At 64.8% G+C, this 24,829-nt stretch carries 19 protein-coding genes; 7 read left to right on the top strand and 12 right to left on the bottom strand.

Going from position 1 to position 24,829, the window contains the following annotated elements; genetic code table 11:
* Positions 1-30 precede the first annotated feature (30 nt).
* The 4 genes from purM to CEW83_RS10210 all read left to right on the top strand — a co-directional run bounded on the left by purM (position 31) and on the right by CEW83_RS10210 (position 6,112).
* Positions 31-1,077, top strand: coding sequence for a phosphoribosylformylglycinamidine cyclo-ligase (purM, locus tag CEW83_RS10225; RefSeq protein WP_108949246.1), 1,047 nt, complete (start codon positions 31-33; stop codon positions 1,075-1,077).
* A gap of 306 nt (positions 1,078-1,383) precedes the next feature.
* Entirely contained in the window at positions 1,384-2,517 is a 1,134-nt protein-coding gene (locus tag CEW83_RS10220; protein ID WP_108949245.1) for an efflux RND transporter periplasmic adaptor subunit, read from the top strand.
* 11 nt (positions 2,518-2,528) lie between these two features.
* Positions 2,529-5,615 carry an efflux RND transporter permease subunit gene (locus CEW83_RS10215; RefSeq protein ID WP_108949244.1) on the top strand — a complete coding sequence of 1,029 codons (3,087 nt, stop codon included), beginning with the start codon at positions 2,529-2,531 and terminating at the stop codon, positions 5,613-5,615.
* A 14-nt stretch (positions 5,616-5,629) separates the two neighbouring features.
* Positions 5,630-6,112: a hypothetical protein gene (locus CEW83_RS10210; protein WP_108949243.1), complete on the top strand. Its 483-nt coding sequence runs from the start codon at positions 5,630-5,632 to the stop codon at positions 6,110-6,112.
* 124 nt (positions 6,113-6,236) lie between these two features.
* On the opposite strand, the gene CEW83_RS10205 is transcribed toward CEW83_RS10210, so the two are convergent.
* From CEW83_RS10205 to CEW83_RS10170, 8 genes are all read right to left on the bottom strand, one after another.
* The gene (locus tag CEW83_RS10205; RefSeq protein WP_108949242.1) at positions 6,237-7,355 is read right to left on the bottom strand and encodes a response regulator; all 1,119 of its coding nucleotides are present in this window, start codon (positions 7,353-7,355) and stop codon (positions 6,237-6,239) included.
* 14 nt (positions 7,356-7,369) lie between these two features.
* Positions 7,370-9,013 carry a diguanylate cyclase domain-containing protein gene (locus CEW83_RS10200; protein WP_159099439.1) on the bottom strand — a complete coding sequence of 548 codons (1,644 nt, stop codon included), beginning with the start codon at positions 9,011-9,013 and terminating at the stop codon, positions 7,370-7,372.
* Positions 9,006-9,410 (bottom strand): response regulator, encoded by a 405-nt coding sequence (locus CEW83_RS10195; RefSeq protein WP_108949240.1) that lies wholly within the window; start codon positions 9,408-9,410, stop codon positions 9,006-9,008. Before CEW83_RS10195 ends, CEW83_RS10200 begins: the two co-directional genes overlap by 8 nt.
* Complete coding sequence (locus tag CEW83_RS10190; protein ID WP_108949239.1) at positions 9,407-12,190, bottom strand: PAS domain S-box protein; 2,784 nt, start codon at positions 12,188-12,190, stop codon at positions 9,407-9,409. Before CEW83_RS10190 ends, CEW83_RS10195 begins: the two co-directional genes overlap by 4 nt.
* Positions 12,191-12,380: 190 nt before the next feature.
* Positions 12,381-14,006 (bottom strand): hypothetical protein, encoded by a 1,626-nt coding sequence (locus tag CEW83_RS10185; protein WP_108949238.1) that lies wholly within the window; start codon positions 14,004-14,006, stop codon positions 12,381-12,383.
* Positions 14,007-14,032: 26 nt separating this feature from the next.
* Positions 14,033-14,767 carry an LrgB family protein gene (locus CEW83_RS10180; protein ID WP_108949237.1) on the bottom strand — a complete coding sequence of 245 codons (735 nt, stop codon included), beginning with the start codon at positions 14,765-14,767 and terminating at the stop codon, positions 14,033-14,035.
* Positions 14,764-15,123 (bottom strand): CidA/LrgA family protein, encoded by a 360-nt coding sequence (locus CEW83_RS10175; protein WP_108949236.1) that lies wholly within the window; start codon positions 15,121-15,123, stop codon positions 14,764-14,766. Before CEW83_RS10175 ends, CEW83_RS10180 begins: the two co-directional genes overlap by 4 nt.
* A gap of 76 nt (positions 15,124-15,199) precedes the next feature.
* Entirely contained in the window at positions 15,200-16,135 is a 936-nt protein-coding gene (locus tag CEW83_RS10170) for a nucleoside recognition family protein (RefSeq protein ID WP_108949235.1), read from the bottom strand.
* A 113-nt stretch (positions 16,136-16,248) separates the two neighbouring features.
* Between CEW83_RS10170 and CEW83_RS10165 the strand changes: the two genes are divergently transcribed.
* Positions 16,249-17,469 (top strand): lytic murein transglycosylase, encoded by a 1,221-nt coding sequence (locus CEW83_RS10165; RefSeq protein ID WP_108949234.1) that lies wholly within the window; start codon positions 16,249-16,251, stop codon positions 17,467-17,469.
* Positions 17,470-17,475: 6 nt separating this feature from the next.
* Here the strand turns inward: CEW83_RS10165 and CEW83_RS10160 are convergent, their stop codons facing one another.
* Both CEW83_RS10160 and pmbA read right to left on the bottom strand, forming a co-directional pair.
* Positions 17,476-20,148 carry an EAL domain-containing protein gene (locus tag CEW83_RS10160; protein WP_108949233.1) on the bottom strand — a complete coding sequence of 891 codons (2,673 nt, stop codon included), beginning with the start codon at positions 20,146-20,148 and terminating at the stop codon, positions 17,476-17,478.
* A 150-nt stretch (positions 20,149-20,298) separates the two neighbouring features.
* On the bottom strand, positions 20,299-21,639 hold the full coding sequence (gene pmbA / locus CEW83_RS10155) for a metalloprotease PmbA (RefSeq protein WP_108949232.1): 1,341 nt from the start codon (positions 21,637-21,639) through the stop codon (positions 20,299-20,301).
* Between the two features lie 64 nt (positions 21,640-21,703).
* Between pmbA and yjgA the strand changes: the two genes are divergently transcribed.
* A complete protein-coding gene (gene yjgA / locus CEW83_RS10150; protein ID WP_108949231.1) occupies positions 21,704-22,303 on the top strand; it encodes a ribosome biogenesis factor YjgA in 600 nt (199 codons plus the stop codon).
* Positions 22,300-22,890, top strand: coding sequence for a molybdopterin adenylyltransferase (gene mog, locus CEW83_RS10145; RefSeq protein ID WP_108949230.1), 591 nt, complete (start codon positions 22,300-22,302; stop codon positions 22,888-22,890). The genes yjgA and mog overlap by 4 nt, the downstream gene beginning before the upstream one ends.
* Before the next feature lie 69 nt (positions 22,891-22,959).
* On the opposite strand, the gene CEW83_RS10140 is transcribed toward mog, so the two are convergent.
* Both CEW83_RS10140 and msrP read right to left on the bottom strand, forming a co-directional pair.
* Positions 22,960-23,643 carry a sulfite oxidase heme-binding subunit YedZ gene (locus CEW83_RS10140; RefSeq protein WP_108949229.1) on the bottom strand — a complete coding sequence of 228 codons (684 nt, stop codon included), beginning with the start codon at positions 23,641-23,643 and terminating at the stop codon, positions 22,960-22,962.
* Positions 23,644-23,656: 13 nt separating this feature from the next.
* Entirely contained in the window at positions 23,657-24,601 is a 945-nt protein-coding gene (msrP, locus tag CEW83_RS10135; protein WP_108949228.1) for a protein-methionine-sulfoxide reductase catalytic subunit MsrP, read from the bottom strand.
* Positions 24,602-24,829: the final 228 nt, after the last annotated feature.

The raw sequence follows: 24,829 nt of genomic DNA, 5'->3' as shown, positions 1-24,829 counted from the left end.
TTCTGCTTCCGTACTGCCAGAGGAACGATCTTGAGCGCGCACAAAACCTCCCTTTCCTATCGTGATGCCGGTGTCGACATCGAGGCCGGCGACGCCCTGGTCGACCGCATCAAGCCTTTCGCCAAGCGCACCATGCGTCCCGAAGTGCTCGGTGGCATCGGCGGTTTCGGCGCCCTGTTCGAACTGTCGAAAAAATACCGCGAGCCGGTGCTGGTGTCCGGTACTGACGGTGTAGGCACCAAGCTCAAGCTGGCGTTCCACTGGAACAAGCATGACACCGTTGGTCAGGATCTGGTGGCCATGAGTGTGAACGATATTCTGGTGCAAGGTGCGGAGCCGCTGTTCTTTCTCGACTACTTTGCCTGCGGCAAGCTCGATGTCGACACCGCGGCCGATGTGGTCAAGGGCATCGCCCAGGGCTGCGAACTCTCCGGTTGCGCCCTGATCGGCGGCGAAACCGCCGAGATGCCCAGCATGTATCCCGATGGCGAATACGACCTCGCCGGCTTTGCGGTGGGTGCGGTGGAGAAGGCCGACATCATCGACGGCTCGAAGATCGTGCCGGGCGACGTGGTGCTTGGCCTGGCCTCGAGCGGTGCGCATTCCAACGGCTACTCGCTGATCCGCAAGATCATCGATGTCGCCCAGCCTGACCTGGACGCCGATTTCCATGGCCGCAAGTTCCGTGACGTGGTGATGGAGCCGACCCGCCTCTACGTCAAGCCGCTGCTCGCACTGATGCAGGCGATGCCGGGCGTGGTCAAGGGCATGGCCCATATTACCGGCGGCGGCATTACCGAAAACGTGCCGCGCATTCTGCGCGACGAACTCGTCGCACGCATCGACGCTGCGAGCTGGAAGCTGCCGCCGCTGTTCCAGTGGCTGCAGGAGGCAGGCAACGTCGACATGCAGGAGATGTACCGGGTGTTCAACTGCGGTATCGGCATGGCGGTGGTGGTGGCAGCAGACCAGGCCGACGCGGTGACCGCACAGCTGAGTGCTGCCGGCGAGACGGTGCACCGGATCGGTCGCATCGATGCGCGCCAGGATGGAGAGGCGCAGACCATCGTCGGCTGAGCGCTGAGATTCACGGTTGATGCAGTACGAAGGCCGGAGATGTTTTCCGGCCTTTTTGTCTGGGTAATCCGCCCCCATGGGTGGGGTGTGGATGCGCGCTCGGGCCGGCGCCTCGTGTGACCCGCCGGCGCCCGTGCGAAAAGGCTTTGGTGCAAATGGAACTCCGGTCGCGGCTTGTGCTCTGAATGCTGCCGTCGCAAAAAAATCGCTGCGACCGGAGCGGTGCGTATGGTCCGCCCGTCATATGCGTGTTGTGTGACAATTCTTCGCCCATTTGTCGTTCAACCTGACCAGAGTTTCGATGTCATGTCCAACCGCCGCCCGCTGGTCCTTGCCCTGAGTCTTGCCGGACTCGTGATGCTTGGGCTTTATGCCTGGCAGTCCAGCCGTTCCTCCACGATGCCTGTTCGCGCCGGCGGTGCGCCGGCCTCGGCCGCTGCTCAGTCCGGCGCTGCCAAGGCCGTTGCCGCTGCTGTGGCGGTGGAGGTGCAGCCGGTCAGGACTCAGGCCATGGCCGACGATGTCACCGCAGTGGGGTCCCTGGTGTCCAACGAATCGGTCGTGCTGCGCCCGGAGGTGGCCGGCCGTATCGCAGAGATTGGTTTTCGCGACGGTGCGCCGGTGCGCAAAGGGGATGTGCTGGTGGCCTTCGATGCTTCCGTGCAGCGCGCCGAACTGCAGCAGGCGCAGGCGAGTCTGAATCTGGCCGTGGCCAATCACCGCCGTGCGGAAGATCTGTTCGCGCGCAAGTTCTTCAGCCAGAGCGGCCTCGACACCGCGAAGTCACAACTGGAGGCGGCGCGCGCATCGGTTGCGCTGGCGCAGGCGCGTTTCGAACGTACCCGGATTCGTGCCCCCTTCGACGGCATTGCCGGAATCCGCAAGGTGAGTGTCGGCGACTACATCAAGGATGGCGAGGCACTGGTCAACGTTGAGGATGTTGACACGCTCAAGCTTGATTTCCGCTTGCCCGAGCTTTACCTCGGACGGCTGGAGGTCGGGCAGCGGCTCGAAGTCACGAGCGATGTGCTGCCGGGCGAGCGTTTCGACGCCATGCTCGACGCCATCGACCCGTTGGTCGATGCCCAGGGCCGTGCGGTGCAACTGCGTGCCCGGCTGGCGAACAGCGGCAATCGTCTGCGCCCCGGTGTTTTCGTGCGTGTGCGCCTGATTCTGGAGGCCCGCCCCGAGGTGCCTGTCGTTCCCGAAGAGGCGCTGGTTGCCGCACCTGGAAACGTGCAGTTCGTCTATCGCGTCGATGAAGGCAGGGCAAAACGGGTTGATGTGCTTACCGGGTCTCGTCGGGGCGGCATGGTCGAGCTCGTCGAAGGGCCTGCCGTCGGCGATACAGTGGTGACGGCCGGTCAGCTCAAGCTGCGCGATGGTGCTGCGGTGAGCATCGTCCCGGTGGCTGCGGTCGCCGCCGCTGGCCCGGACTGAGCGAGGGCAGCGTGGTTCTTTCCGAAATCTGCATCAAGCGCCCGGTCTTTGCGACCGTGCTGTCGCTGATGGTGCTGCTCGTCGGCCTGATGTCGCTGTCGCGCCTGACCATTCGCGAGTATCCAAACATCGACGAACCAGTGGTCACGGTCGACACCACGTATCGCGGCGCCAGTGCCGAGATCGTCGAATCCCAGGTCACCAAGCCACTGGAAGACTCGCTGGCCGGAATCGAAGGCGTCGATGTGCTGTCGTCGATCAGTCGCCAGGAGCGCAGCCAGATTACGGTGCGCTTCCGCATCGAGCGCAGTGCCGACAGTGCGGCGGCCGACGTGCGCGACCGGGTGTCGCGGGCGCGCCGCATGCTGCCCGATGATGTGGACGAGCCGGTGATCGCCAAGGTGGAGGCCGATGCCAGTCCGATCATCTGGGTCGCGTTCTCATCCGACCGCCATTCGCCGCTGGAGATGAGCGACTTTGCCAGCCGCATCGTCAAACCCAGGCTGCAGACCTTGCCGGGGGCGGCCGATGCGCGCGTGTATGGCGAGCGCCGCTACTCGATGCGGGTGTGGATCGATCGCGATCGCCTGGCCGCTTTCGGCCTCGTCGCGCAGGATGTCGAGGATGCCATCCGGCGTCAGAACGTCGAGCTTCCTGCTGGGCGCATAGAGGGGCGCGAGCGCGAGTTCGCGGTGGTGGCGCGCACCGACCTGGTCGATCCGCAGCAGTTCGGTGCGGTGGTGGTGCGTCAGGCCAGTACGCCCGATGGCTACCCGGTGCGGATTCGCGACATTGGCCGTGTCGAGGTGGCGCCCGCCAATGAGCGCACGTCGGTGCGCTTCATGGGCAAGCCCGCCATCTCGCTGGGCCTGATCAAGCAGTCCACCGCCAATCCGCTGGAGCTCAAGAAGGGCTTGCTGGAGATGTTGCCCAGGCTCGAGGCTGAGCTGCCCGAGGGCATGTCGATGACGATCGCCAATGACACGACCGTGTTCATCGAGCGCTCCATCGCGTCAGTGTTCTCCACCGTCTGGGAAGCGGTGCTGCTGGTGGCGATCGTGTGCCTGTTCTTCCTGCGCAACTGGCGCGCGATGCTGGTGCCCCTGGTCACCATCCCGGTGTCGCTGGTCGGGGCTTTCGCGCTGATGTATGTGATGGGGTTTTCGGTCAATACGCTGACGCTGCTGGCGCTGGTGCTCGCCATCGGGCTGGTGGTCGACGATGCCATCGTGGTGCTGGAGAACATCTACCGCCATATCGAGGAGGGCATGGCGCCGATGGCGGCGGCCTTCCGTGGCGCAAAGGAGATTGGCTTCGCGGTCGTGGCGATGACCGTCACGCTGGCCGCAGTGTATGCACCGGTTGCCTTCATGACCGGCCGGACGGGCAAGCTCTTCGCCGAGTTTGCGCTGACCCTGGCGGGGGCGGTGATCGTGTCGGGTTTCGTGGCGCTGACGCTGTCGCCGATGATGTGCTCAAAGCTGCTGCGCCATGAACGCAGTCATGGATGGCTGTACCTCCTGATCGAACGCTTTCTCGTCGGTCTCGGTTCCACCTACCGGCGCGTGCTCACGCGCATGCTGGAACTGCGCTGGCTGGTGATGCTCGCGTTTGGCCTGGTTGCGGCCTCCGCAGTGGTGCTGCTCGGGGCGCTCAAGTCCGAACTGGCGCCGGTCGAGGATCGCGGCCGGGTGGTCAGCATCTTCAGTGGCCCGGAAGGGGCGACGATCGATTACATGGCGCGCTACGCGGCACAGGTCGAGGACATCTTCAGCCGCACGGCCGACATTGATCGCTATCTGGTCATCACCGGGAATCCGACGGTATCCCAGGGCATCTCCTTTGCCGGCTTTACCGACTGGTCGGAGCGCGAGCGCAATGCGTCCGCGATCGCGAGCGAACTGGGGCCAAAGCTGAGGGCGATTCCCGGCATCAATGCCTTCCCGGTCTTGCCGGCTGCTTTCGGGCAGAGTTCGCGGTCGCGTCCGATCAACGTCGTGGTGCTCAGTTCGGCGTCTTACGAGGAGCTGGGCGAGTACACCGACAGGATTGTCGACGAGTTGCAGGCAAACCCCGGCTTCATCTCGCCGGACACCGATCTGAAGCTCACCAAGCCCGAACTCGGGGTGCTCGTTGACCGGGAGAAGGCTGCAGACCTCGGTGTTTCGATCGATGTCATCGGACGCACGCTCGAAACCATGCTCGGCGGCCGCCAGGTCACGCGCTACAAGCGCGATGCGGAGCAGTACGACGTCGTGGTGCAGATGGATGCCGGCAGCCGGACCGACCCGCGCGACATCCGCGACATCTTCGTGCGCGGCAAGGATGGCGGGATGGTGCCGCTGTCCAATCTGCTCACCGTGGATGAGAGTCTGAGCCCGCGTGAGCTCAATCACTTTGGCCAGCGTCGTGCGGTGGCAATCACGGCCAATCTGGCACCCGACTACTCGATGGGTGAGGCCCTCGCCTTCGTGGAAGAGGTCAGCCGCCGCGTGCTGCCGGCTGGCTATACCATCGACTACGATGGACAGTCGCGTGAGTTCAAGAGCAGTTCCGCAAGTCTCGCGCTGACCTTTCTGCTCGCCCTGGCCTTCATCTATCTGGTGCTGGCAGCCCAGTTCGAAAGTTTTCGCGATCCCTTGATCATCATGCTCACCGTCCCGCTGTCGATGGCTGGGGCGCTTGCTGCGCTGTGGCTGACCGGCGGTACGCTCAACGTGTATAGCCAGATCGGGCTGGTCACGCTGGTGGGCCTGATCACCAAGCACGGCATCCTGATCGTCGAGTTCGCCAACCAGTTGCGCGAAGGGGGCGAGTCGCTGCGTACCGCAGTCATCGAGGCATCGGTCACGCGTTTGCGCCCCATTCTCATGACCACCGGCGCCATGGTGCTGGGCGCGATTCCGCTCGCACTGGCCACCGGCGCCGGGGCCGAAAGCCGGCAACAGATCGGCTGGGTGATTGTCGGCGGTCTGCTGCTGGGCACTTTCTTCACACTCTTCGTCGTACCGACGGTCTATACTTTAGTCGCACGCCGCGAGCGTCAGCCTGATTTGGCGGCTGAACGCCCGGGCCGTCTGGCGTCGGAGGACGCCTGATACCGGAGGGCATCATGGATACCACAATGCGGCTTCCCGCCGCGGATACTGCCGCTTTGCAATCAGCCCGCCAGTCGTCACGACAGGCCGAACAGGCGGTCGTCCGCGATTCGGGTGCCGAAGACACCGAGTCCTCGGCGCAGGTCAGCATCAGCGAAGAGGGCCGGGCTGCGGAGCAGGCCGCAGTCCTGACCGCGCAGGCTGCTCAGGCAAACGAAAGCGGGGTCGAAGCCGTGACCCGGCCCGCAGAGGCAGCGGCAAGCCGTGAGACTGAATCAGCCGTGGCGACGCCGGGGCCGGCCAGCGATCCTGCGAGTGTCCGGCAGACGCCGGAGGCTTCGGCGGGCGCGCGTGGTGTGTCGACCGCGACTGCGCAGGCAGAAAACGAACCCGACGTCGCTTCGGCTGCAAATCAGCCAGCGGTTCAGCTCTATCTGGACAACTCGTCGCGTCCGAGCAGCCAGGCTGCACCCTCCACGGTTCGCGTTTCGGCCTGATCTGTTCCGCCGGCATGCGCGGTGGTCAGTTGCTGTGCGTGGCATGACCCGCTGAGCGCCGGTCTGTTGCCGGCCAGGCAGTGATCTTGCCCGGGCCGGGCAGTTTTTCACCTCACAATATCTTTCAGGCGGGCCATTCCAGGTGGAAGCAGGCGCCCTTGCCCGGGCTGCTTTCGGCCCATGCGCGCCCGCCCATGCGCTCGATGGCCTTTCTCACGATTGCGAGTCCGATGCCGGTGCCAGGGTATCGGTCCGACGGGTGCAGGCGCTGAAAGATGTCGAATATGCGGTTGCTGTGCCGCATGTCAAAGCCGATGCCGTTGTCACTGACCCACAGATGCTGACGATCGGCGTCTTGCTCAAAGCCGATTTCGATGCTTGGGGAAGGCTCCGATGCCACGAACTTCACGGCATTGCCAATGAGGTTTCTGAGCGCAAGTTCGATCCCTCTGCGATCTGCACTCAGGCTGCCTGTGGCGGTGACGGTGACCTGCACCTTGCTCGCGTCGAGTTCGCGCTGATAGAGCTGCAAGGCGCTCTCAATGAGCGGCTTCAGTTCCAGCGTAGTGGTTTTCTGTGTGCCGCGTTCGATGCGCGAATAGACGAGCATGTCGTCGATCAGGGTGTTCATGTGGGCGACACTGAGGCCGATTCGCTCGAGGTAGTCTTTCGCCTCGGGCGCCAGGCGTTCGGCGTAGTCTTCCATCAGTAGCCCGCGGTAGCCATCGATTGCGCGCAGTGGTGCCTTCAGATCATGTGCGACCGAATAGGCGAAGGTGTCGAGCTCCCGGTTGGCGCGGGTGAGCGTGATGTTTGCGCGTTTCAGGTCGTCACGCGACTCTTCGATCTGCCGGTACAGCGAGAGCGTGCGAATCACGGAGCGAAGCTTGGCTTCCAGAATATCCACGCTCACCGGCTTCACCAGATAGTCGTCGCCTCCGGCTTCCAGTCCCTCGATCAGCCGTGCGGAGCTGTCGAGGACGGTGAGATAGATGATTGGCACCCAGTGTTCGCCCCACTGCGCCCGGAGGCGGCGCGTGGTCTCGAAGCCGTCGATCGTCGGCAGCAGCACATCCATCAGGACAAGGTCGGGTTCCTCTCGCTCGAAAAGGGTAATGGCGTCATCGCCACTGGCTGTCGTGACGACGCGCTGGCCCAGCGCCCCGAGAAAGGCTTCGCAGGCTTCGCGCTGCAAAGGATCGTCTTCGACGACCAGTACCTTGAGGGAGGGCAATGCTTCCATGGATGTGCTCCGTGCTAGGCGGCCGGGCGGGCATGGGGGGAGGGGGCCAGTTCGATGCGGTTGCGACCGCGTTCCTTGGCGTCGTAAAGCGCATCGTCGGCGGCTGTCGCGAGGGAGGGTGCATCCGGATGGGTGGGAAAGTCGGCGATCCCGCAACTGAAGCTGACGTGAAAGCTCGCGCCGTCCGCAAGGTGGCTCAAGGCGGCGAACTCCTTGCGCAGCGGCTCCAGGATTCGCTGCGCCGACGCCCCGTCGGTGTCGGTCAGGATGAGGGCGAATTCCTCGCCACCGTAGCGGCCGGCAACATCGGTGCGGCGCAGCCGGCTCTGCAGCAGCCGTGCGAGGGCGCGCAACACCTGGTCGCCCGCGGCATGGCCATGGCTGTCGTTGACCGACTTGAAATGATCGAGGTCGATCATTGCGAATGCCAGTGGATGTCCGAGCCGTTTGGAGCGCAGCAGTTCGAGCTCCAGTCGCTCTTCGAGCCTGCCGTGATTGAGCAGGCCGGTAAGGCTGTCGTGGTCGATATGCTCGCGCAGCACACCTGCCCGCCGTGCGCGGCTGCAGATGACGGATACGAGGCGTGTCGGATCGACCGGCTTGGTGAGATAGTCGTCCGCGCCGCTCTTGAGCGCGAGCAGTTGCTGCTCTTCGGCCGTTTCGCTCGACAGGAACACGATCGGAATGCTGACGTAGGCGTCCTGCTGCCGGATCAGCGAGGCCAGTTCGATGCCGTCGCACCCGGGAAGGTAGAGATCCATCAGGATCAGATCGGGGCGGGACTCCGAGAGTGCCTGGGCGAGACGGGTCGGGTCGGTGAGGCAGGTTGGCACGACTCCCGACGCATCAAGGGTTTCGGCGTAGAAGCGCGAAACGTTCTCGTCGTCCTCGATGATGAGGACTCTGGGTGGCATCGGCGGAATACGCTCGGTCAGGGTATCGAGGGTGGCGGCGAGCGCAGGAATCTCCACCGGTCTGGTGAAATAGGCCTGCCCGCCATTTCGCACGCCCGCCAGGCGGGCTTCGAAATCGTCGCGCGCCGAGATGAAGACGAGCGGCGGTTTGCGTGGCGCAGGGAACGGATGCTCGGTCAGTGCCTGAACGCCGCCCTTCTCGTCATCGGTAAAGTCGCTGTCGACGATCAGGGCGAGCGGGCTGTCCTCACCCGCGTGCCCGAGCGCGGCCGCCACCGTATCGAAGGCACGAACCGCATAGCCAAAGTGGCCGAGCTTGAGACGAAGCTCGCCTGCGAGCGCCTGATCGGCCGAGATCAGAAGCACTGGCAGCGCAGCGTCTGCGGGGGCGGATGCCTTGCGCTCGACAAGCGGCCGTGGCGTCGTGTCGCCTTGCCGGAGGGCCTTGCTGACGGCAGCCTGAAGCGCTTCAAGCAGGGGCTGAACGGCTTCCGGTGGGTGGTGCTCGTCATGACGCTGAAGAGCGTTGCTCAGTGCCCGCGCAGCATCGCTGATCTCCGGGAAGCCGAAGGTTCCGCCCGAGCCGGAGAGACCATGCGTCAGCGCGCGGGCCGTGCTCAGGCACGCTTCCTGTCCGGCGGGCGGACACAAGGCCTCCCGCAGCCGCTGCATCCGTTCTGGCAACTGGTCGATAAAGCGGCGCTGCAGCGCCGCGAGCCGGCTTGCGAGGGCCTCCTTACTCAAGGTCGAACGCCTCCGCATGGAGCCAGATCTGGCGCACCTGATCTGCAAGGCTCATGGGATCGAAGGGCTTGTGGATGACATCCAGCGCGCCGAGTGCCCGGTAATGCGCCACCTCCTGCGGTTGCACCTTTGCGGTCATGAAAATGACCGGCGTAAGGGCAAGGCCCGGGAGCTGGCGCAGGGCTTGCAATGTCGAGGGACCGTCCATGACCGGCATCATGACGTCAAGCAGAATCACGTCGGGCTCGAAGGCGGGCGCCTTGGCTGCCGCCTCGGCGCCGGAGCTGCAACACTCGAGTTCGAAGCCGCCGAGCGCCTGCAGGGCCATGGTGGCAACGGTCTGGATGTCGGGCTCGTCCTCGACGTAGAGAATTTTCTTGAGCAGATCAGGGTTCATTGGCCCCTCGGCAGGTTGCGTTGAATCTGTGTCCGAAGCGTAGACAGCAGCCGATCGTTATCGGTGCTCGACTTGAGCAGACAGGCTGCAAACTGCTGCGAATCGTGCTCGGACAGTTCGCTCGCCGAGAACACGACCACTCGCGGTTCGGGCTGTTTGCTCGCGATCACGGGTACGAGTGACCAGCCCGAACCGTCGGGCAGGCCCAGATCGAGGATCACCAGATCGTAGGCGTTTTCCGACAGCAGCGCGCGCGCTGCCTGCAGGTCGTAGGCGTGGTCGATCATGGCGATGTTCGCGATCAGTGCTTCGACGAAGCGGTGGACGTCGTGGTCATCCTCGACATGAAGAATGCGCGGTCTGTCGGCGCTGCCCTCGGAACCATTGCGGGAGTTGTCGAGCGCTGCAAGCAGGCGTTTGTGATCGACCGGCTTTTCCAGCCAGTCGGCAATGGCGAGTTCGCCGCCCAGTCTGGCCTTGCCGGCGACTCTCGTTGCGGTCACCACGACGACAGGGAGATTGCGCGCATAGGCTTCGCCGCGCAGTTCGCGAATCAGGGAGACGCCGTCCTGGTCCGGGAGCCCGATATCGAGCGTCATGGCGTCGTAGGCGTGCTGCCGGAGCATGGATTTTGCCGCTGCGGCGCTGTACGCGATGTCTGGACGGTAGCCCGCCTCTTCGAGGACGAATCGGATCAGCTCGGCGAAATCCGGATCGTCCTCGCACACCAGGATGCGGGCGCCGTGGGCCTGCTCCGGCGCCGGGGAGGGGCGTTGTGTGGCGGGGCCGGTACAGGGCAGTTCGACCCAGAAGCAGGTGCCGGATGTCGAGCTGTCGAAGCCGATGGTGCCCGACATTGCCTCGACCAGCGCGCGCGAAATCGCCAGTCCGAGTCCGGTGCCACCTTTCTGGCGGGCGTCGGATGCGTCGGCCTGGGAGAACTTCTGGAATATCCGGTGCTGGAACGCCGCAGGAATGCCGGGGCCGCTGTCGGTCACCGCGATGCGCACCCGTCCGTTGCTGACCTGGACCGAGATCCGGACGGAAGCGCCGCGCGGAGAGAACTTCGCCGCGTTGGCCAGCAGATTGGTCAGCACCTGCACCAGGCGGTCGCTGTCGATGCGGACATGAACGTCCTCGGTGTCGTCGTGGAGCTCGAAGGCCACGCCGAGTTCGCGTGCATACCCGCGACTTGCATCGATGGCTTGAGTGATGACCGGAAGAAGTGCCTGGGCACTGAGGTTGAACGCCATCTTTCCCGATGCGATCTTCTCGATGTCGAGCATGTCATTGATCAGCCGGACTAGGCGCTCGCTGTTGCGATGGGCGACCTCGACCAGTTTGGCCGCCTGTGACGGCAGGCTGCCGGCAACGCCACCCATGATCAGGCCGAGTGATCCCCTGATTGATGTCAGCGGTGTGCGCAATTCATGGCTGACGGTGGAGATGAACTCCTTCTTCAGGCGCTCGCTCTCCTTCTGCTCGGTCAGATCGTAGGCAATGCCGACAAAGCCGCTGATGCGCCCGTCGCTGTCCTGCAGCGCGGTGACCGACAGCATGGCGGACAGGCGCGAGCCGTTCTTGCGGATGAGCGTCCATTCGCGCTCGTCTGCCTCGCCGAGGCGAGCCGTGCGGGCGACGATTGCATGGAAATCCGTCGCGATGGTGCAGCCGAATTCGGTTGAAAGCTCGGCGGCTCTGGCACGGAGCTCAAGCGGGTCATGAAAAACGAGCGGGCTGCTGAGGCCGATCATTTCGCTGGCATCGAAGCCCAGCATGCGCTCGGCTGCCGGGTTGAAGGCACGGATGGTGCCGCTCTCGTCGGTGGCGACGATCGCGTAGCTCACGCCCTTGAGAATGGCTTTCTGCATCGCATCGCGCGCAGCGAGATCGCGCTGCGCGTTCTTGCGTACGCTGATATTGCGGATGATGCCGGTAAAGAGGCGGCGGGAGCCGAGCTCCGTTTCGCCGACCGCGAGGTCCATCGGGAAGGTGCTGCCATCCTTGCAGCGGCCCACGACTTCGCGACCAATGCCGGTTACATGGGGCTCGCGGGTGCGGAGGAAGCGTTCGAGGTAGCCGTCGTGCTCCGAATGATATGGCTCGGGCATCAGCATCCTGACGTTGTTGCCGAGCACCTCTTCTGCGGCGTACCCGAAAATGCGCTCCGCTGCGGGGTTGAAGGATTCGACGATACCGGCGTCGTTGATGGTCACGATGCCGTCGATCGCCGTGTTTACGATGGCACGCATGCGCGCCTCCTGGTTGTGCAGGGCTTCAACCATCTGCTGCGCCCGTATCTGCGTCAGTTCGGACTGAACCAGATCGGCCAGGTCTCTGAGCGACTGCTGATCCTCTGCCGAGAGCTCGCGCGGAGCGGTATCGATGAGGCACAGCGTGCCGATGCGAAAGCCTTCCAGGGTGGAGAGCGGCGCGCCGGCATAGAAGCGGATGCCGGGCGCGTCGGTGACGAGCGGATTGTCGGCAAATCGGGGGGCGTCGAGGGTGTCGGGCACCATGAAGATGCCATCCTGCAGGATGGCGTGGCCACAGAATGAAATCCTGCGCGGTGTCTCGGTGGCGCTGAGGCCCTGCCGCGACTTGAACCACTGGCGCTCCGCGTCGATCAGGCTGATCAGCGCGATCGGCACCTTGAACAGACGTTGAGCAAGGCGCGTGATGCGGTCGTACCGGTCCTCGCCCGGGGTGTCCAGCAGCTTGAGCGCGAGCAGCGCGTCAAGGCGCTCGGCCTCATCGGGCGGATAGTCCGGTTCCTTCATGTGGTGTCCCCAGTCATCGGCTCATGGCACCGGCACAGTCTGTGCGTCCGCGCTGCCCCCTGTCTTGCCGGCAGTGTCATGATAGATGCAGATGGGTTTCCCGGGGGTGTCATCCTGCGCGGTGGCGAAAATGCACCTGGTATCCGGGGCAGGCGCTCACGCGTGCGCGCGAGCGCCTCGGACGGCCTTGTCAGGCGCAGCGCAGGCCGAGCTTTCGGGTGATCCAGATGGCCAGCAAGGGCAGGCACAGCCCGAGCGCGGTGACGGCCACGAGCAGCATGCCGAGTTCGCTGTAGTCGGCAGGCAGCTTGATGGCGTTGCTTGCAGCATCCCTCACCTCGCGCGTGATGGTGAAGATCTCGTTCAGGTATTTCGTGCCCAGTTGCGAGGCGGACAGGGCGAGGTTGGTAAATGAGGCCATGACGGCAAAGAAGGTCGCCTTGAGGTGTGGCGGGGCCGAGTTCGCAATCCACGCCAGCATCGGCACCATGGCCACCTGACCGAGCGGTGATTCGAGCGCGGTGTTGGCAATGGCGATGAAGCGCGCATCGACAATGCCGCCGGTCATGCTTGCGGTCCATTCGTGCAGGCCGTGATACATCCCGATGATGGGCAGGGTCAGCACGGTGGCGGCAAGGGTCAGGAAGATGACGATGGAGGCAATCGGCTTCTCTGCCATGAAGCGGCGGAACAGGAACAGCCCCGCCAGGGTCAGGGCGCTGGTGATGAGATCCAGCCTGGACAGGAAGGACTGGTCGAAACCGAGTTCGTCGATCATCCACCAGCCGGCGCCGGCCCCGGTTCCCGGCATGGCGCGAAACACGAAGATGACGATGGCCGTGCCAAGCAGGGTGCGGGCGGGCTCCGGCGGGAGCTCGCGCAGCAACCGGCCCATCATCATTGCGATCACGGCGAAGGAACCGACAAAGATGATCTCCTGGCCATATTCGATACCGGACAGACCCACCGTGAGCGTCAGCGCGACGAAGGCGGCGCTGCCGCCCAGAATCCACCAGTTAGGCTGGGTTTTCTCTTCCGGATCATGCACCAGGCGGTCGATCTCGCGCTGGCTGTGACCCAGGCCGGCGAGGCGGCGCGCTTCGGCGCGCTTGAGGAAGCCTGCGAGCACCACGCCACTGACCGACAGCAGCGGGATGACGAGCGCCATCTCGTAGATCTGAAGGTAGATCGCGACCTTTTCCACCTCCGGCAGGTTCTCCGCGCCCTGGAACATCACCACGTTGGCAATGGAGACGAGCACGCTGCCGCCGATGATCGCCACCCGGCCGAGCATCTGCATCGTGGTGTGCATCAGCCGGATGGTGTTGGCTGCGATCGGCTTGCCGGCGGCGTCGATACGGGGAACGGCTTCGACCGTCATCGCGTCGGCGACTGCGTCCTGCATGACGTAGCCCACCGGTGCGAGCAGGGCCGAGAGCACGAACCAGGCTTCGACCGGCATGACTGTGCGCATGGCCGAGGGTTGTCCAATGAGGCCGCACATGATCAGCAGGCTGGCGGCAATCAGGCTCGCGCCCAGATACACCAGCCCGCTCTTGTAGCGCCACAGCAGATCGACCATGTGGCCGATGGGCATCTTCAGCGCCCACGGGATGCCGGCCCAGAAGCCGAGTGCGGCGAGAAAGGCGGCCGAGAGCTCGAGATAGTCCTTGATGAAGAAGGTCCCGACGATGCCGGTGAGCCCGGACACGCCGGCGGCGCAATAGACCATCAGCGGCGGGAGGTAGGAAAGTCGCATCTCGCGACCGAGTTCGAGGATGTTGCGATCAATCCAGCGATATACCGCACTCAGCATTCAGTAGACCTTCCAGGGGTGTGTGTTCAGCGGTTGAGCAGGCTTTCGATCCAGGGCAGGATCCATGGCAGAGACAGGGCGGTGACCAATCCGTTCAGGCCCATGGCGAGGGCCGCAAAGGCGCCGGCCTGTTCGCTGACCTGGAAGGCGCGCGCGGTGCCGATGCCATGCGAGGCAATGCCGATGGCGAAGCCGCGCACGGCGTGGTCCTCGATGCGCAGCCACTGATAGATGTAGCGTGCGCCGACGGCGCCGAGGATGCCGGTCATGATCACCAGCACTGCGGTCAGCGAAGGCAGGCCGCCCAGGCGCTCGGCGACGGCCATGGCGATCGGTGTGGTGACGCTCTTGGGCGCGAGCGACATCAGCGACTCGCGGCTGGCGCCCAGCGCTGCGCCGATGGCGTAGGCCGACAGCGCCGCGGTGAGCGACCCGGCCAGCAGGCTGATCAGGAGCGGTCCGGCCATGGCCTTCAGGCGCGGCCACTGTGCATGCAGCGGAATGGCCAGCGCCACCGTGGCAGGGCCGAGCAGGAAGTGCACGAACTGGGCACCGTCGAAGTAGGTGGTGTAGGGCGTGCCGGTCAGCAGCAGCACGCTGGCAAGCATCGCCACGGCGATCAGGACCGGGTTGGCCAGCGGGTGAAAGCCGAGCCGCTTGTAGATCCAGAAGGCGGCCTGGTAGGCGATCAGGGTCAGGGTGAGGCCGAGCAGCGGGGTGGTCGAGAGATAGACCCAGATCTCGTTCAGGTCGCCGTTCACGACGGACGCTCCGGATGGCGGCTGCGCTTGCCGAGCGCGCGCAACAGCAGCGCGGTCAGGGCAATGGTCAGGAAGGTGCTGCCCAGGAGCGCAGCGGTCAGCGGCAGCCATTCTTCGGCAAGCCGGCTGCCGTACAGGATCACCCCGGTTCCTGCTGGCACGAACAGCAGCGACAGATGCTGCAGCAGTGACCCCGCAGTGTCGCGCAGGGATTCACTCGGCCCGCCGCGCAGCATCAGGGCGGCAAACAGCAGGGCCATGCCGATCACCGGGCCCGGCACGGGCAGGGCGAAGGCGCGCACGATCACTTCGCCGACGAGCTGAAATACGAGCAGAAGGGTGAGGGCCTGAAGCATGGCAGTTCTCCATTCGGACGGAAGCGGAAGCTTAACCCGCCGCGGCTGGCGGTGCGCCGTGGGGCGGCGGCCAGGTTCAGAGCAGGGCGTGCCCTGCGGTGCGGATCACGATGCCCACGGCAGCGCCGAAGACCGCTGGCTTCCATACCTTGGTCACCCGCCGGCCGGCAGAAATCAGCACCGCCACGCCGGGGACATCGAGCGGGCTGATGAGAAAGCCTGCGCTGCTGTTGAGTGTGGTCACCGTGGCGGAGCCGGCTTTCAGCATGTCGTCCATCACCCCCATCATTGCGGTGCCGCCGGCAATGAACTTGGTGAGCGTGGGCAGGATCAGCGCGGGGTCGATACCGACCATGGTCAGGCCCGGGGCAAGCAGCTGGGTCAGCAGGTCGATGGTGCCCGTCAGACGCAGCACCATGACCGCGACCAGGGCCAGCACCAGCATCGGAATCGCGCCGATGGCAATCTTGAAGGCTTCGGCCCCAGCGCGGTTGATGACGTCGAGCACCCCCTTGGCGTCGTCGGCCACCCGGTGGTGGAGGGTTTCGTCCAGCGGCGCTTCAGCCGCCGACAGGCCGCGGCCGAACAGATGGTAGGTGACCGCTGCCGCAACCAGACCGCCGATTGCGGACAGCATCAGGGTGGGGCCGAAGGCCAGGCCCATCGCTGCCATCGGGAAGGTGACGTTGCCCTGAGCCATCGCCAGCACCATGGCGAGGGTGGCCGCAATATGGCGGTCGGAGCAGCCTCGGCTCTCCATCATGGTGAGCGTGGCAACGGGCGCCGCGAAGCTCACGAAGCTGATCTGCAACGCCGCAAACACGCCCAGCCCGGTGAGGCCGAGGGGGCGCAGCGCAGGGGTGATGCGTGCGATGACCACGTCGATAAGGCCCTTTGCTTCGAGCAGGCGCATCAGCGAGAGCATCACCACCATGATCGGAAGGAGCACGAAGAGCGAGAGCTCGACTGCCGAGCGGCCGGCGCGCAGGATGATGTCGGTGAGCAGGTCCATGGCAAGGGATCGTTTGTGCAGTGCGGCGATCGTAGCCTGAAACGGGTGTGTCGGGGACGCTTGCCGCGGGCAAGAGTGGAGCCCGCAGCCGCTGCCGAGGGTAGAATGTCGGCATGAAAACGCGCTCATCCCATCTGACTTCCCGCTCACTGGCCCTGTCCGCGCTGCTGGCGCTGCCCCTTCCCGCCCTTGCGGACCAGGCTTTTACAGACTGTCTCGATCGCCTGCGTACCGAGGCGGCTCAGCATGGTGTCACGCAGTCGACCTTCGACGCGCATGCCGCAGGACTTGAGCCCGACATGGCCGTGCTCGGCTTCCTCGATGCGCAGCCGGAGTTCGTTACGCCGATCTGGGACTACATCGCGGCACTGGTCGACGATGAGCGCATTGCCGATGGGCGGGCGATGCTCGAGCAGTGGGGTGAAGTGCTGCAAAGGGTGGAAGCCGTCTATGGCGTCGATCCCGCCACGGTGGTCGCGGTGTGGGGCGTCGAGAGCAACTTTGGCCGTAACTTTGGCAGCCGGCCCTTGCTGACATCGCTGTCGACCTTGTCGTGTTTCGGGCGCCGGCAGTCATTCTTCAAGGGCGAGTTCTTCACCACGCTGAAGATCATCCAGGAAGGCCATGTCGCACCCGAGCGCCTTACCGGTTCCTGGGCGGGCGCCTTTGGTCACACCCAGTTCATGCCATCCACCTTCATGCGCCTGGCAGTCGACTTCGACCGCGACGGACGCCGGGATCTGGTCGACAGCGTGCCCGACGCGCTGGCATCGACCGCCAACTTCCTGCGCCGTGCAGGATGGCGTACCGAGGAACGGTGGGGCTTCGAGGTGGCCTTGCCCGCAGGCTTTGACGCCGGTCTTGCCGGACGCCGCAGCAAGCGGCCGGCGCGCGACTGGGTTAAGTACGGGCTGACGCAGGTCGATGGCAGCCCGCTGCCGGAAGAGACGCCGGTCAGTGGCCTGTTGTTGCCGGCTGGCAAGGAAGGCCCGGCCTTCCTCGTCGGACGCAATTTCGACGCGCTCTACGGCTATAACGCGGCCGAAAGCTATGCGCTTGCGATCGCGCATCTCTCCGATCGCCTGCGTGGCGGCAGCGCATTTGCTGCGCCCTGGCCGACGGACGATGCCGGGCTGTCGCGGGCCGAGCGCCGTGAGCTGCAGCGCCTGCTGCTGGATCGTGGGCACGACATCGGTGAGGTTGATGGCATGATCGGCTCCCGCACACGCGAGGCGCTGAAACTGGAGCTGGAAGCGCTCGGGCTGAAGAGCGACGGGCGTGCGGGTCAGGCCGCACTGAGGGCCTTGCGCGAGGCCGGACCCGGCCCGCGCTGAGACGGGTCAGGCGTCCGGGTGACTGGCCCGGTGGCGGTCCATCCAGTCCTGCAGCGCGTCGGGCGGCATGGGTTTGCCCAGCAGATAGCCCTGGTATTCGCCGCAGCGGGCCGCAACCAGATGTTCGATCTGGGCGGGTGTTTCCACGCCTTCCGCGATCACGCCCATGCCCAGGTTGCGTGCCATCGACAGGATGGTGGCCACGATCGAGATGTCGTCGTGGTCGTCCGGAATGCCCTCGACAAAGCTGCGGTCGATCTTGAGCCGGTCGACCGGCAGGCGCTTCAGGTAGCTCAATGAGGAGTAGCCGGTGCCGAAATCGTCGATCGCAAGGCTGACGCCCAGTGTCTTGACCCGATGCAGTTCGACGATGCATTCCTCGACGCGCTTGAGCACATGCCCTTCGGTAATTTCGAGCTCGAGCAGGCTGGGCGCCAGGCCGCTGCGATTGAGTGCCCCTTTCACGGTGTCGAAGAGCTTGTCCTGCGACACCTGATGGCTCGACAGATTGACCGCAACCCGCAAAGGATGGCCGGCCTGTGCCCACTGCCGGGCCTGGGCGCAGGCCGTGTTCAGCACCCATTCGCCGATCTGGCCGATGAGGCCGATCTCTTCCGCGAGCGGGATGAAGCGGTCGGGCGGCACCAGCCCGCGTTCCGGATGCTGCCAGCGCACCAGCGCCTCTACACCCACCAGCTGGCCGTTCGCACACGCCGCCTGGGGCTGGTAGAACAGGCGCAGTTCATCACGCTCGATGGCACGACGCAGTCCGCTCTCGAGCTCGAAGCGTTCGCGGCTGATGCGGGTCTGTTCGGCCGTGTAGAAACGATAGGTGCTGCGCCCCTGTTCCTTGGCTTCATACATGGCTGAATCGGCGCAGCGCAGCAGGGCTTCGCTGCTGTCTCCGTCGCTCGGGAAGATGCTGATCCCGATGCTGCCGCCGACGAAGATCTCGTGCCCATCCAGAGTCACCGGCGACTCGAGCGTGGCCAGAAGCTTCACGGCAACCCGCGCGGCATCGTCCGGGCCTTCGACGTCTTCGATAATGACGACGAACTCGTCTCCGCCCTGACGGGCAAGGGTATCCTGCTGGCGCACTGTCGAATGAAGCCGGTGGGCAACCTCCTGCAGCAGGCGGTCGCCCACAGGGTGGCCGAGGCTGTCGTTTACGTGCTTGAAGCGGTCGAGGTCGATGAACAGCAGCGCCACACGGCTTTCGCTCCGGCGCCCTCGTTCCAGTGCGTGCTCGAGGCGGTCGGCGAGCAGGCTGCGGTTGGGCAGGCCGGTCAGCGGGTCATGCTGGGCAAGGTGACGGATGCGGTCCTCGGCCTGCTTCTTGTCACTGATGTCCGAGAGCATGGCGATGTAATGGCGTGGCTTGCCGCTGTCGTCGAGCACCGCATTGATGCTGCACCAGGCAGGGAAGGTTTCCCCGTAGCGGCGCATCAGACGGACTTCACCGTGCCACTCGCCGGCCTCATCAACTCCACGCCAGAGTTCGTTGCACATGCTGCCCTCATCCGTGTTGATGCACAGGGCCTGACTCATCGTTCTGCCGCGCAATTCCACGAGGCCGAAGCCGGTAATGGTGTGGCAGGCCTCATTGGTCTCCAGAATGTGGTGCGTCGCGTCAAGAATGAGCACGGCCTGCGGGCTGCCCTCGAAGACGGATGCCGCCAGTGCCATGCTCTCGCTCATCTCGCCCAGCTTTCGTGATTGCTGCACGACCTTGTCTGCGACCGGGCGAATGGCGCGCGCCGTCAGCCACGCGCCTCCAAGGACGAGCAGGGTGATCATCAGCAGCGGGCTCGCAAGACGAAACAGGACCGGCGTATCGAAGGCGCGCGCAGGGGTGACCAGCGCAAGACCCCAGCCCGGCATCTCGGGCAGGGGCGCATAGGCCACCATGCTGGCCGACCCGTCGCTTCGTTCAAACCCGTCCAGCCCGGTCATGCCGCCCGCAGCACGTTCAAGGAAGGCCTGTTCCGGCTGCCCCGCATCCAGCAGCCGACCGCCGGGCGTCAGACGGTTGAACTCCACCACTGCCTGGTCGGTGCTGTTGAACAGGAGCTGGCGGGTGTTGTGCTCGCCTTTAGGTTCATTGTTGAGCAGTTCGTCGAGTGCCGCCATCTCGAAGGAGAGAATGTCGGTGCCTGCGCGAGCACCGTCGCGCGACAGAACGGGGGCGCTCACCAGCAGCATGATCTTGTCGTCGATGCGCAGCGGTCCGCACGCGACGGGTTCCTTCGACGAGGCGATCTGCAGGAGGGATGCGGGGATCTGCTGACCGATCTCGATGACCGGATCATTGCCCTTGTCGAGTCGCACCAGTCCCGCAATGTTTCTGCCCTGACTCAGCGCGTCACGAATGCGCGGGGCGGAGTATTCGACCAATTCCGACCTGTCGATCTCCCACCGGTTATAGGCCTCGAGCTGATCGCGGATGCCGCTGCGACTGGCGATCTGGCGTGCGATGTCGTGGGCCTTGCCGATGAACTGTCCGGCAGAGCGGGCACGGGCGCGGGCGTCCTCGACATAGGCGGTCGCGGCACGATCATGCGCATCGTGGTAAAGCGGAATGGCGGTCGCAATGGCAACCAGCAGGCCTGTCAACAGGATGCCGATGGTGGCGTAGATCCGGATTCGCCGCTGGAGCCGGATGCTATAGGCGAGGTTCATGGAACAGTATAAAAGCCATCATTCGTGCATGGTTATGCGTGCGGCCATTCGCAGCCGTGGCGAGAGGTGCAGGCGAGGCGTGCAGGGCGTGCCCTGAACGTGGGCGCAGGCAGGGACGGTGATTGCACCGTACCCCCTGTCATCCGTGGTTCAGCGTCCGGCGACTTTCATCTGCTCGATCAGGATGGAGCCACAATGCTTGGCGCCGCGCGGCAGCGCGTCGTTGCCGATCGCCACAATGTTGCGGAACATGTCGCGCAGGTTGCCCGCAATCGTGACTTCCTCGACCGCGTGCTTGATCTTGCCTTTCTCCACCCAGAAACCGGCTGCGCCGCGCGAGTAATCGCCGGTGACGTAATTGACGCCGTGGCCGAGCAGTTCGGTCACCAGCAGGCCTTTGTCCATGTTGCGGATCATGGCCTCGAGGCCGTCTTCGCCGGCGCTGACCCGGAGGTTGTGCGAGCCGCCGGCATTGCCGGTGGTCTGCATGCCGAGCTTGCGCGCGGAGTAGCTGGACAGGAAATAGCCTTGCAATACGCCGTCGATGACGACATCACGGTCGTGCGTGGCCACGCCTTCGCCGTCGAAATAGCCCGAACCGAAGGCTTTCTTGAGGTGGGGGCGCTCGGCAATGCTGACGATGGGCGAGAACACCTGCTGACCGAGGCTGTCGAGCAGGAAGCTTGACTTGCGATACAGCGAGCCGCCGCTGACGGCCTGCACGAAGTTGCCGATCAGTGCCACCGCCAGCGGCGCTTCAAAGATGACCGGCACCTTGCAGGTCCGGATCTTCCTGGCGCCGAGTCGTGCCAGTGCGCGCTCGCCGGCAATGCGGCCCACGTCGGCTGCGCTCATCAGGTCGGCCGCGTCGCGCCGCGAGTCATACCAGAACTCGCGCTGCATGTGCTCGCCTTCACCCGCGATCACCGAGCACGACAGGCCCTGACGGCTGCTGGCGTAACCGCCCATGAAGCCGAGGCTGTTGGCGGATACGAAGTGCGACTGCTGGATGGAGACGTTCGCGCCCTCCGAGTTGCTGATCTTCGGGCTCACGCCGAAAGCGGCCGCCTCGCATTCGCGAGCAAGGTCGAGCGCACCGTCCACCGTGATGTCCCACGGGTGGAAAAGATCGAGGTCGGGGCAGTCCTTCGCCATCAGGGCCTTGTCGGCGAGGCCGGCGCAAGGGTCGGGCGCGGTGAAGCGGGCGATGGAGAGCGCTGCATCCACCGTGGCCTTCAGCGCAGCCTTGGAGAAGTCCGAGGTGCTCGCGTGTCCGCGTTGCTGCCCGAGGTACACCGTGATGCCGATGCCCTTGTCGCGGTTGTACTCGATTGTGTCCACTTCGCCCTTGCGTACGGCGACCGACTGACCAAAGCCTTCGGATACGTCGGTTTCGCAGGCGGAGGCGCCGCGTTTCTTCGCGTACTTGAGGATATCTGCGGCGATTTCACGCAAATGAGGCTGGGAGAAAGAGAAGCCGGAAGCGGACATGGACTGAAGACCGGTAAGCAAAGGCTATAATCTTAACCCGATCCCGCCCGATGCTTGCCCTACGATGGTTTCTCACGCTGATTCACCCCGTTCCAACGGCCCGCACGACGACGAGTCCGAGTACGAGCCGCCGAGCAAGAGCAGCCGCAAGCGCGCGATGCAGGCGCTGCAGGACCTCGGCGCCGAGCTCGTCGCCCTGCCGCCGACCCGCCTGCGCAAGGTGCCGCTGCCCGAATCCCTGTTCATCGCCATCCGCGATGCGCAACGTCTGACCCGCAGGGATGAAGCCCTGCGCCGTCAGATGCAGTACATCGGCAAGCTGATGCGCAGCGTTGATCCCGAACCGATTCAGGCGCAGCTGGAGCTTTTCCGCGGCGCATCGTCGGCCGAGGTGGCGCGTCAGCACCGGCTGGAAAAGCTGCGCAGCGACCTCGTCGAGGACGAGAAGGTCATCGAGTACGTGGTCGAGACCTGGCCGGACGTTGATATCCAGCACCTGCGCACCCTGCGCCGCAATGCGATCAAGGAGCGTGAGCAGAACAAACCGCCCAAGGCCTTCCGCGAGATCTTCAAGGTCTTGCGCGATCTCGACCGTGCCGGTGCGGCAGAGGAAGCGGGCGACGAGGATGAACCCGACGATAGCGACGACGTGGAGCGTGCATGAGCGAACACATCAAGATCGGCCTGGTCTCGATCAGTGACCGGGCCTCGGACGGCCGTTACGAAGATCAGGGCATTCCTGCGCTGAAGGACTGGCTGGGCAAGGCACTGACCTCGCCGTGGTCGGCCGAGACGCGCCTGATTCCGGACGAGCGGCCGGTCATCGAGCAAACCCTGATCGAGCTCGCAGATGAGGCCGGGTGTTCGCTGATTCTCACTACCGGTGGCACCGGTCCTTCGCCGCGCGACGTCACCCCTGAGGCGACGCTGGCGGTGGGCGACAAGGAGATGCCCGGCTATGGCGAAGAGATGCGTCGCATCAGTCTGAATTTCGTGCCCACGGCAATTCTGTCGCGGCAGGTCGCGGTGATCCGTGGCAAGACCCTGATCATCAACCTGCCGGGGCAGCCGAAGTCGATCAAGGAGACCCTCGAAGGGGTGCGCGCGGCCGATGGCTGCGTGGTCCATGTCGGCATCTTTGCAGCCACGCCCTACTGCATCGACCTCATGGGTGGCCCCTATGTCGAAACCGATGAAGCCGTGATCAAGGCCTGGCGGCCGAAGCACGCAATCCGGCCAAAACAGGACTGAGCGCAGCCTCGGTCCGTATCCGGTAGACCGGCCCCGCCCGCGCACACGCTGCGCAGACGGGGCCGATGTTCATTTGGGCACGATGCGAATGACCTTGCCCTTGAGCGAGGGTGCCACCGGCGGCGGGGTGGACAGCTGCCGGCGTCGCTCCTGCTCGCGCCACCAGGCGCGAAGCCCCAGCAGTGCGGCGAGGATCAGGCTGTAGACCACCGGCTGCAGGATGTCCGCCTTCACCAGCCACCAGTAATGCAGCACGCCGAAGATCGCGATGGCGTAGATCGAGCGGTGCAGCGCCTGCCAGCGTCGGCCGCCGAGGCGCTTGATCGCCGCGTTGGTCGAGGTCGCTGCGAGCGGCACCATCAGCACCAGCGCGGTGAAGCCGACGGTGATGTAGGGACGCTTCAGGATGTCCTTGGCGATGGCCGCCCAGTCGAAGAACTGATCCAGCCACAGATAGATGGCGAAGTGCGCCGCGCCGTAGGCGAAAGCGAACAGGCCGAGCATGCGGCGCAGGCGTACCAGCCAGTGCAGGCCGGTATAGCGCCGCAGTGGCGTGATGGCGAGCGTGATCAGCAGGAAACGCAGGGTCCAGCTGCCGGTGGCGTGGGTGATGTACTCGATCGGGTTGGCGCCGAGCTGGTCGGCCCGCCAGCCGAGGACGAGCTGGGCGCCGGGAATCAGGCACAACAGGAAGAGAAAAGCCTTGATGGCGCCGATCTGGTCGGCGCTGACGGTTCGCATTGCAGGGTTCATCTGGCGAGGATACTCAGAACTGCCTGCGCAGGTCCATGCCCTGATAGAGGCTGGCAACCTGTTCGGCATAGCCGTTGAACATCAGCGTGGGGCGCTTGCGGAAATCGCCGATGCGACGCTCGGTGGCCTGGCTCCAGCGCGGATGATCCACCTCCGGATTCACGTTCGAGTAGAAACCGTACTCCTGCGGCGCCGACTTGTTCCAGGCGGTTGCGGGCTGGGTCTCGTGCAGGCGGATGGCGACGATGGATTTCGCGCTCTTGAAGCCGTACTTCCAGGGCACGACCAGCCGCACTGGCGCACCGTTCTGATTCGGCAGCACTTCGCCGTACAGGCCGAGCGCCAGAATGGTGAGCGGATGCATGGCCTCATCCAGACGCAGACCCTCGGTGTAGGGCCAGTCGAGAATCTGGCGGCGGGTCATGATCTTGGGATCGTAGTGGGTGACGAACTCGACATACTTTGCGCTCCCCAGCGGATCGACCTGCTTGAGCAGGGCGGCGAGCGGAAAACCCACCCAGGGCACGACCATCGACCAGGCCTCGACGCAGCGCAGGCGATAGATGCGCTCTTCCAGCGGCGCCAGCTTGAGCAGCTCGTCGATGTCGAAGGTACGCGGCTTGCCCACGAGGCCTTCAACCCGCACGGTCCAGGGCCGCGTCTGCAGCACGCCGGCATTCATCGCCGGATCTTCCTTGCCAGTGCCGAACTCGTAGTAGTTGTTGTAGCCGGTGACCGCCTTGTATGGGGTCTGTTCTTCGCTGATGCTGAATGGCGAGGCTTGCAGTGGCGACAGCTTCATCGGCGCGGCGTCGGCGGCGCGCGGCAGGCCGTTCCACAGTGCAGCGCCCGCAATCACGCCCGCACCCGCCTTGAGCAGGAAGCGACGGCGGTCCTCGAACAGGGCGCGCGGCGTGATCTCGGATGCGGCGATATCGTCAGGGCGTTTGATGAGCATGATCGTGGTCCGTGTTTGGGAGAGTGCGGCAGGGTTATCAGTCAGTCGCTGGACGGTGGCGGATTCTTACACCGGTTGGTGCGTTTGCTGCCGATCCCGGCCTGGGGCTCCCGTATGACGTGGCGCAAGCGAAAGGGTTCTCGATGCGGTCCGGCTTACAGCCGGAACATGCCTGGTGCGTGATCCTTGTGGCGGCAGGCCGGTGCCCTTGTTTTCGACCGGGGCGCA

It is taken from the genome of Parazoarcus communis (assembly GCF_003111645.1).
Lineage (GTDB): Bacteria > Pseudomonadota > Gammaproteobacteria > Burkholderiales > Rhodocyclaceae > Parazoarcus > Parazoarcus communis_A.
The sequence above is the reverse complement of the archived record's forward strand: the minus strand, read 5'-3'. Positions and strand labels throughout refer to the sequence as shown.

What these genes read in the sequence shown, in the direction of transcription:
- CEW83_RS10220 (WP_108949245.1), top strand. Translation starts at nt 1,384, where the DNA reads ATGTCCAACCGCCGCCCGCTGGTCCTTGCCCTGAGTCTTGCCGGACTC.
- CEW83_RS10175 (WP_108949236.1), bottom strand. Translation starts at nt 15,123, where the DNA reads ATGCTTCAGGCCCTCACCCTTCTGCTCGTATTTCAGCTCGTCGGCGAA.
- CEW83_RS10190 (WP_108949239.1), bottom strand. Translation starts at nt 12,190, where the DNA reads ATGAAGGAACCGGACTATCCGCCCGATGAGGCCGAGCGCCTTGACGCG.
- CEW83_RS10195 (WP_108949240.1), bottom strand. Translation starts at nt 9,410, where the DNA reads ATGAACCCTGATCTGCTCAAGAAAATTCTCTACGTCGAGGACGAGCCC.
- CEW83_RS10160 (WP_108949233.1), bottom strand. Translation starts at nt 20,148, where the DNA reads ATGAACCTCGCCTATAGCATCCGGCTCCAGCGGCGAATCCGGATCTAC.
- pmbA (WP_108949232.1), bottom strand. Translation starts at nt 21,639, where the DNA reads ATGTCCGCTTCCGGCTTCTCTTTCTCCCAGCCTCATTTGCGTGAAATC.
- CEW83_RS10170 (WP_108949235.1), bottom strand. Translation starts at nt 16,135, where the DNA reads ATGGACCTGCTCACCGACATCATCCTGCGCGCCGGCCGCTCGGCAGTC.
- CEW83_RS10185 (WP_108949238.1), bottom strand. Translation starts at nt 14,006, where the DNA reads ATGCTGAGTGCGGTATATCGCTGGATTGATCGCAACATCCTCGAACTC.
- CEW83_RS10165 (WP_108949234.1), top strand. Translation starts at nt 16,249, where the DNA reads ATGAAAACGCGCTCATCCCATCTGACTTCCCGCTCACTGGCCCTGTCC.
- yjgA (WP_108949231.1), top strand. Translation starts at nt 21,704, where the DNA reads ATGGTTTCTCACGCTGATTCACCCCGTTCCAACGGCCCGCACGACGAC.
- mog (WP_108949230.1), top strand. Translation starts at nt 22,300, where the DNA reads ATGAGCGAACACATCAAGATCGGCCTGGTCTCGATCAGTGACCGGGCC.
- CEW83_RS10205 (WP_108949242.1), bottom strand. Translation starts at nt 7,355, where the DNA reads ATGGAAGCATTGCCCTCCCTCAAGGTACTGGTCGTCGAAGACGATCCT.
- CEW83_RS10140 (WP_108949229.1), bottom strand. Translation starts at nt 23,643, where the DNA reads ATGAACCCTGCAATGCGAACCGTCAGCGCCGACCAGATCGGCGCCATC.
- msrP (WP_108949228.1), bottom strand. Translation starts at nt 24,601, where the DNA reads ATGCTCATCAAACGCCCTGACGATATCGCCGCATCCGAGATCACGCCG.
- CEW83_RS10210 (WP_108949243.1), top strand. Translation starts at nt 5,630, where the DNA reads ATGGATACCACAATGCGGCTTCCCGCCGCGGATACTGCCGCTTTGCAA.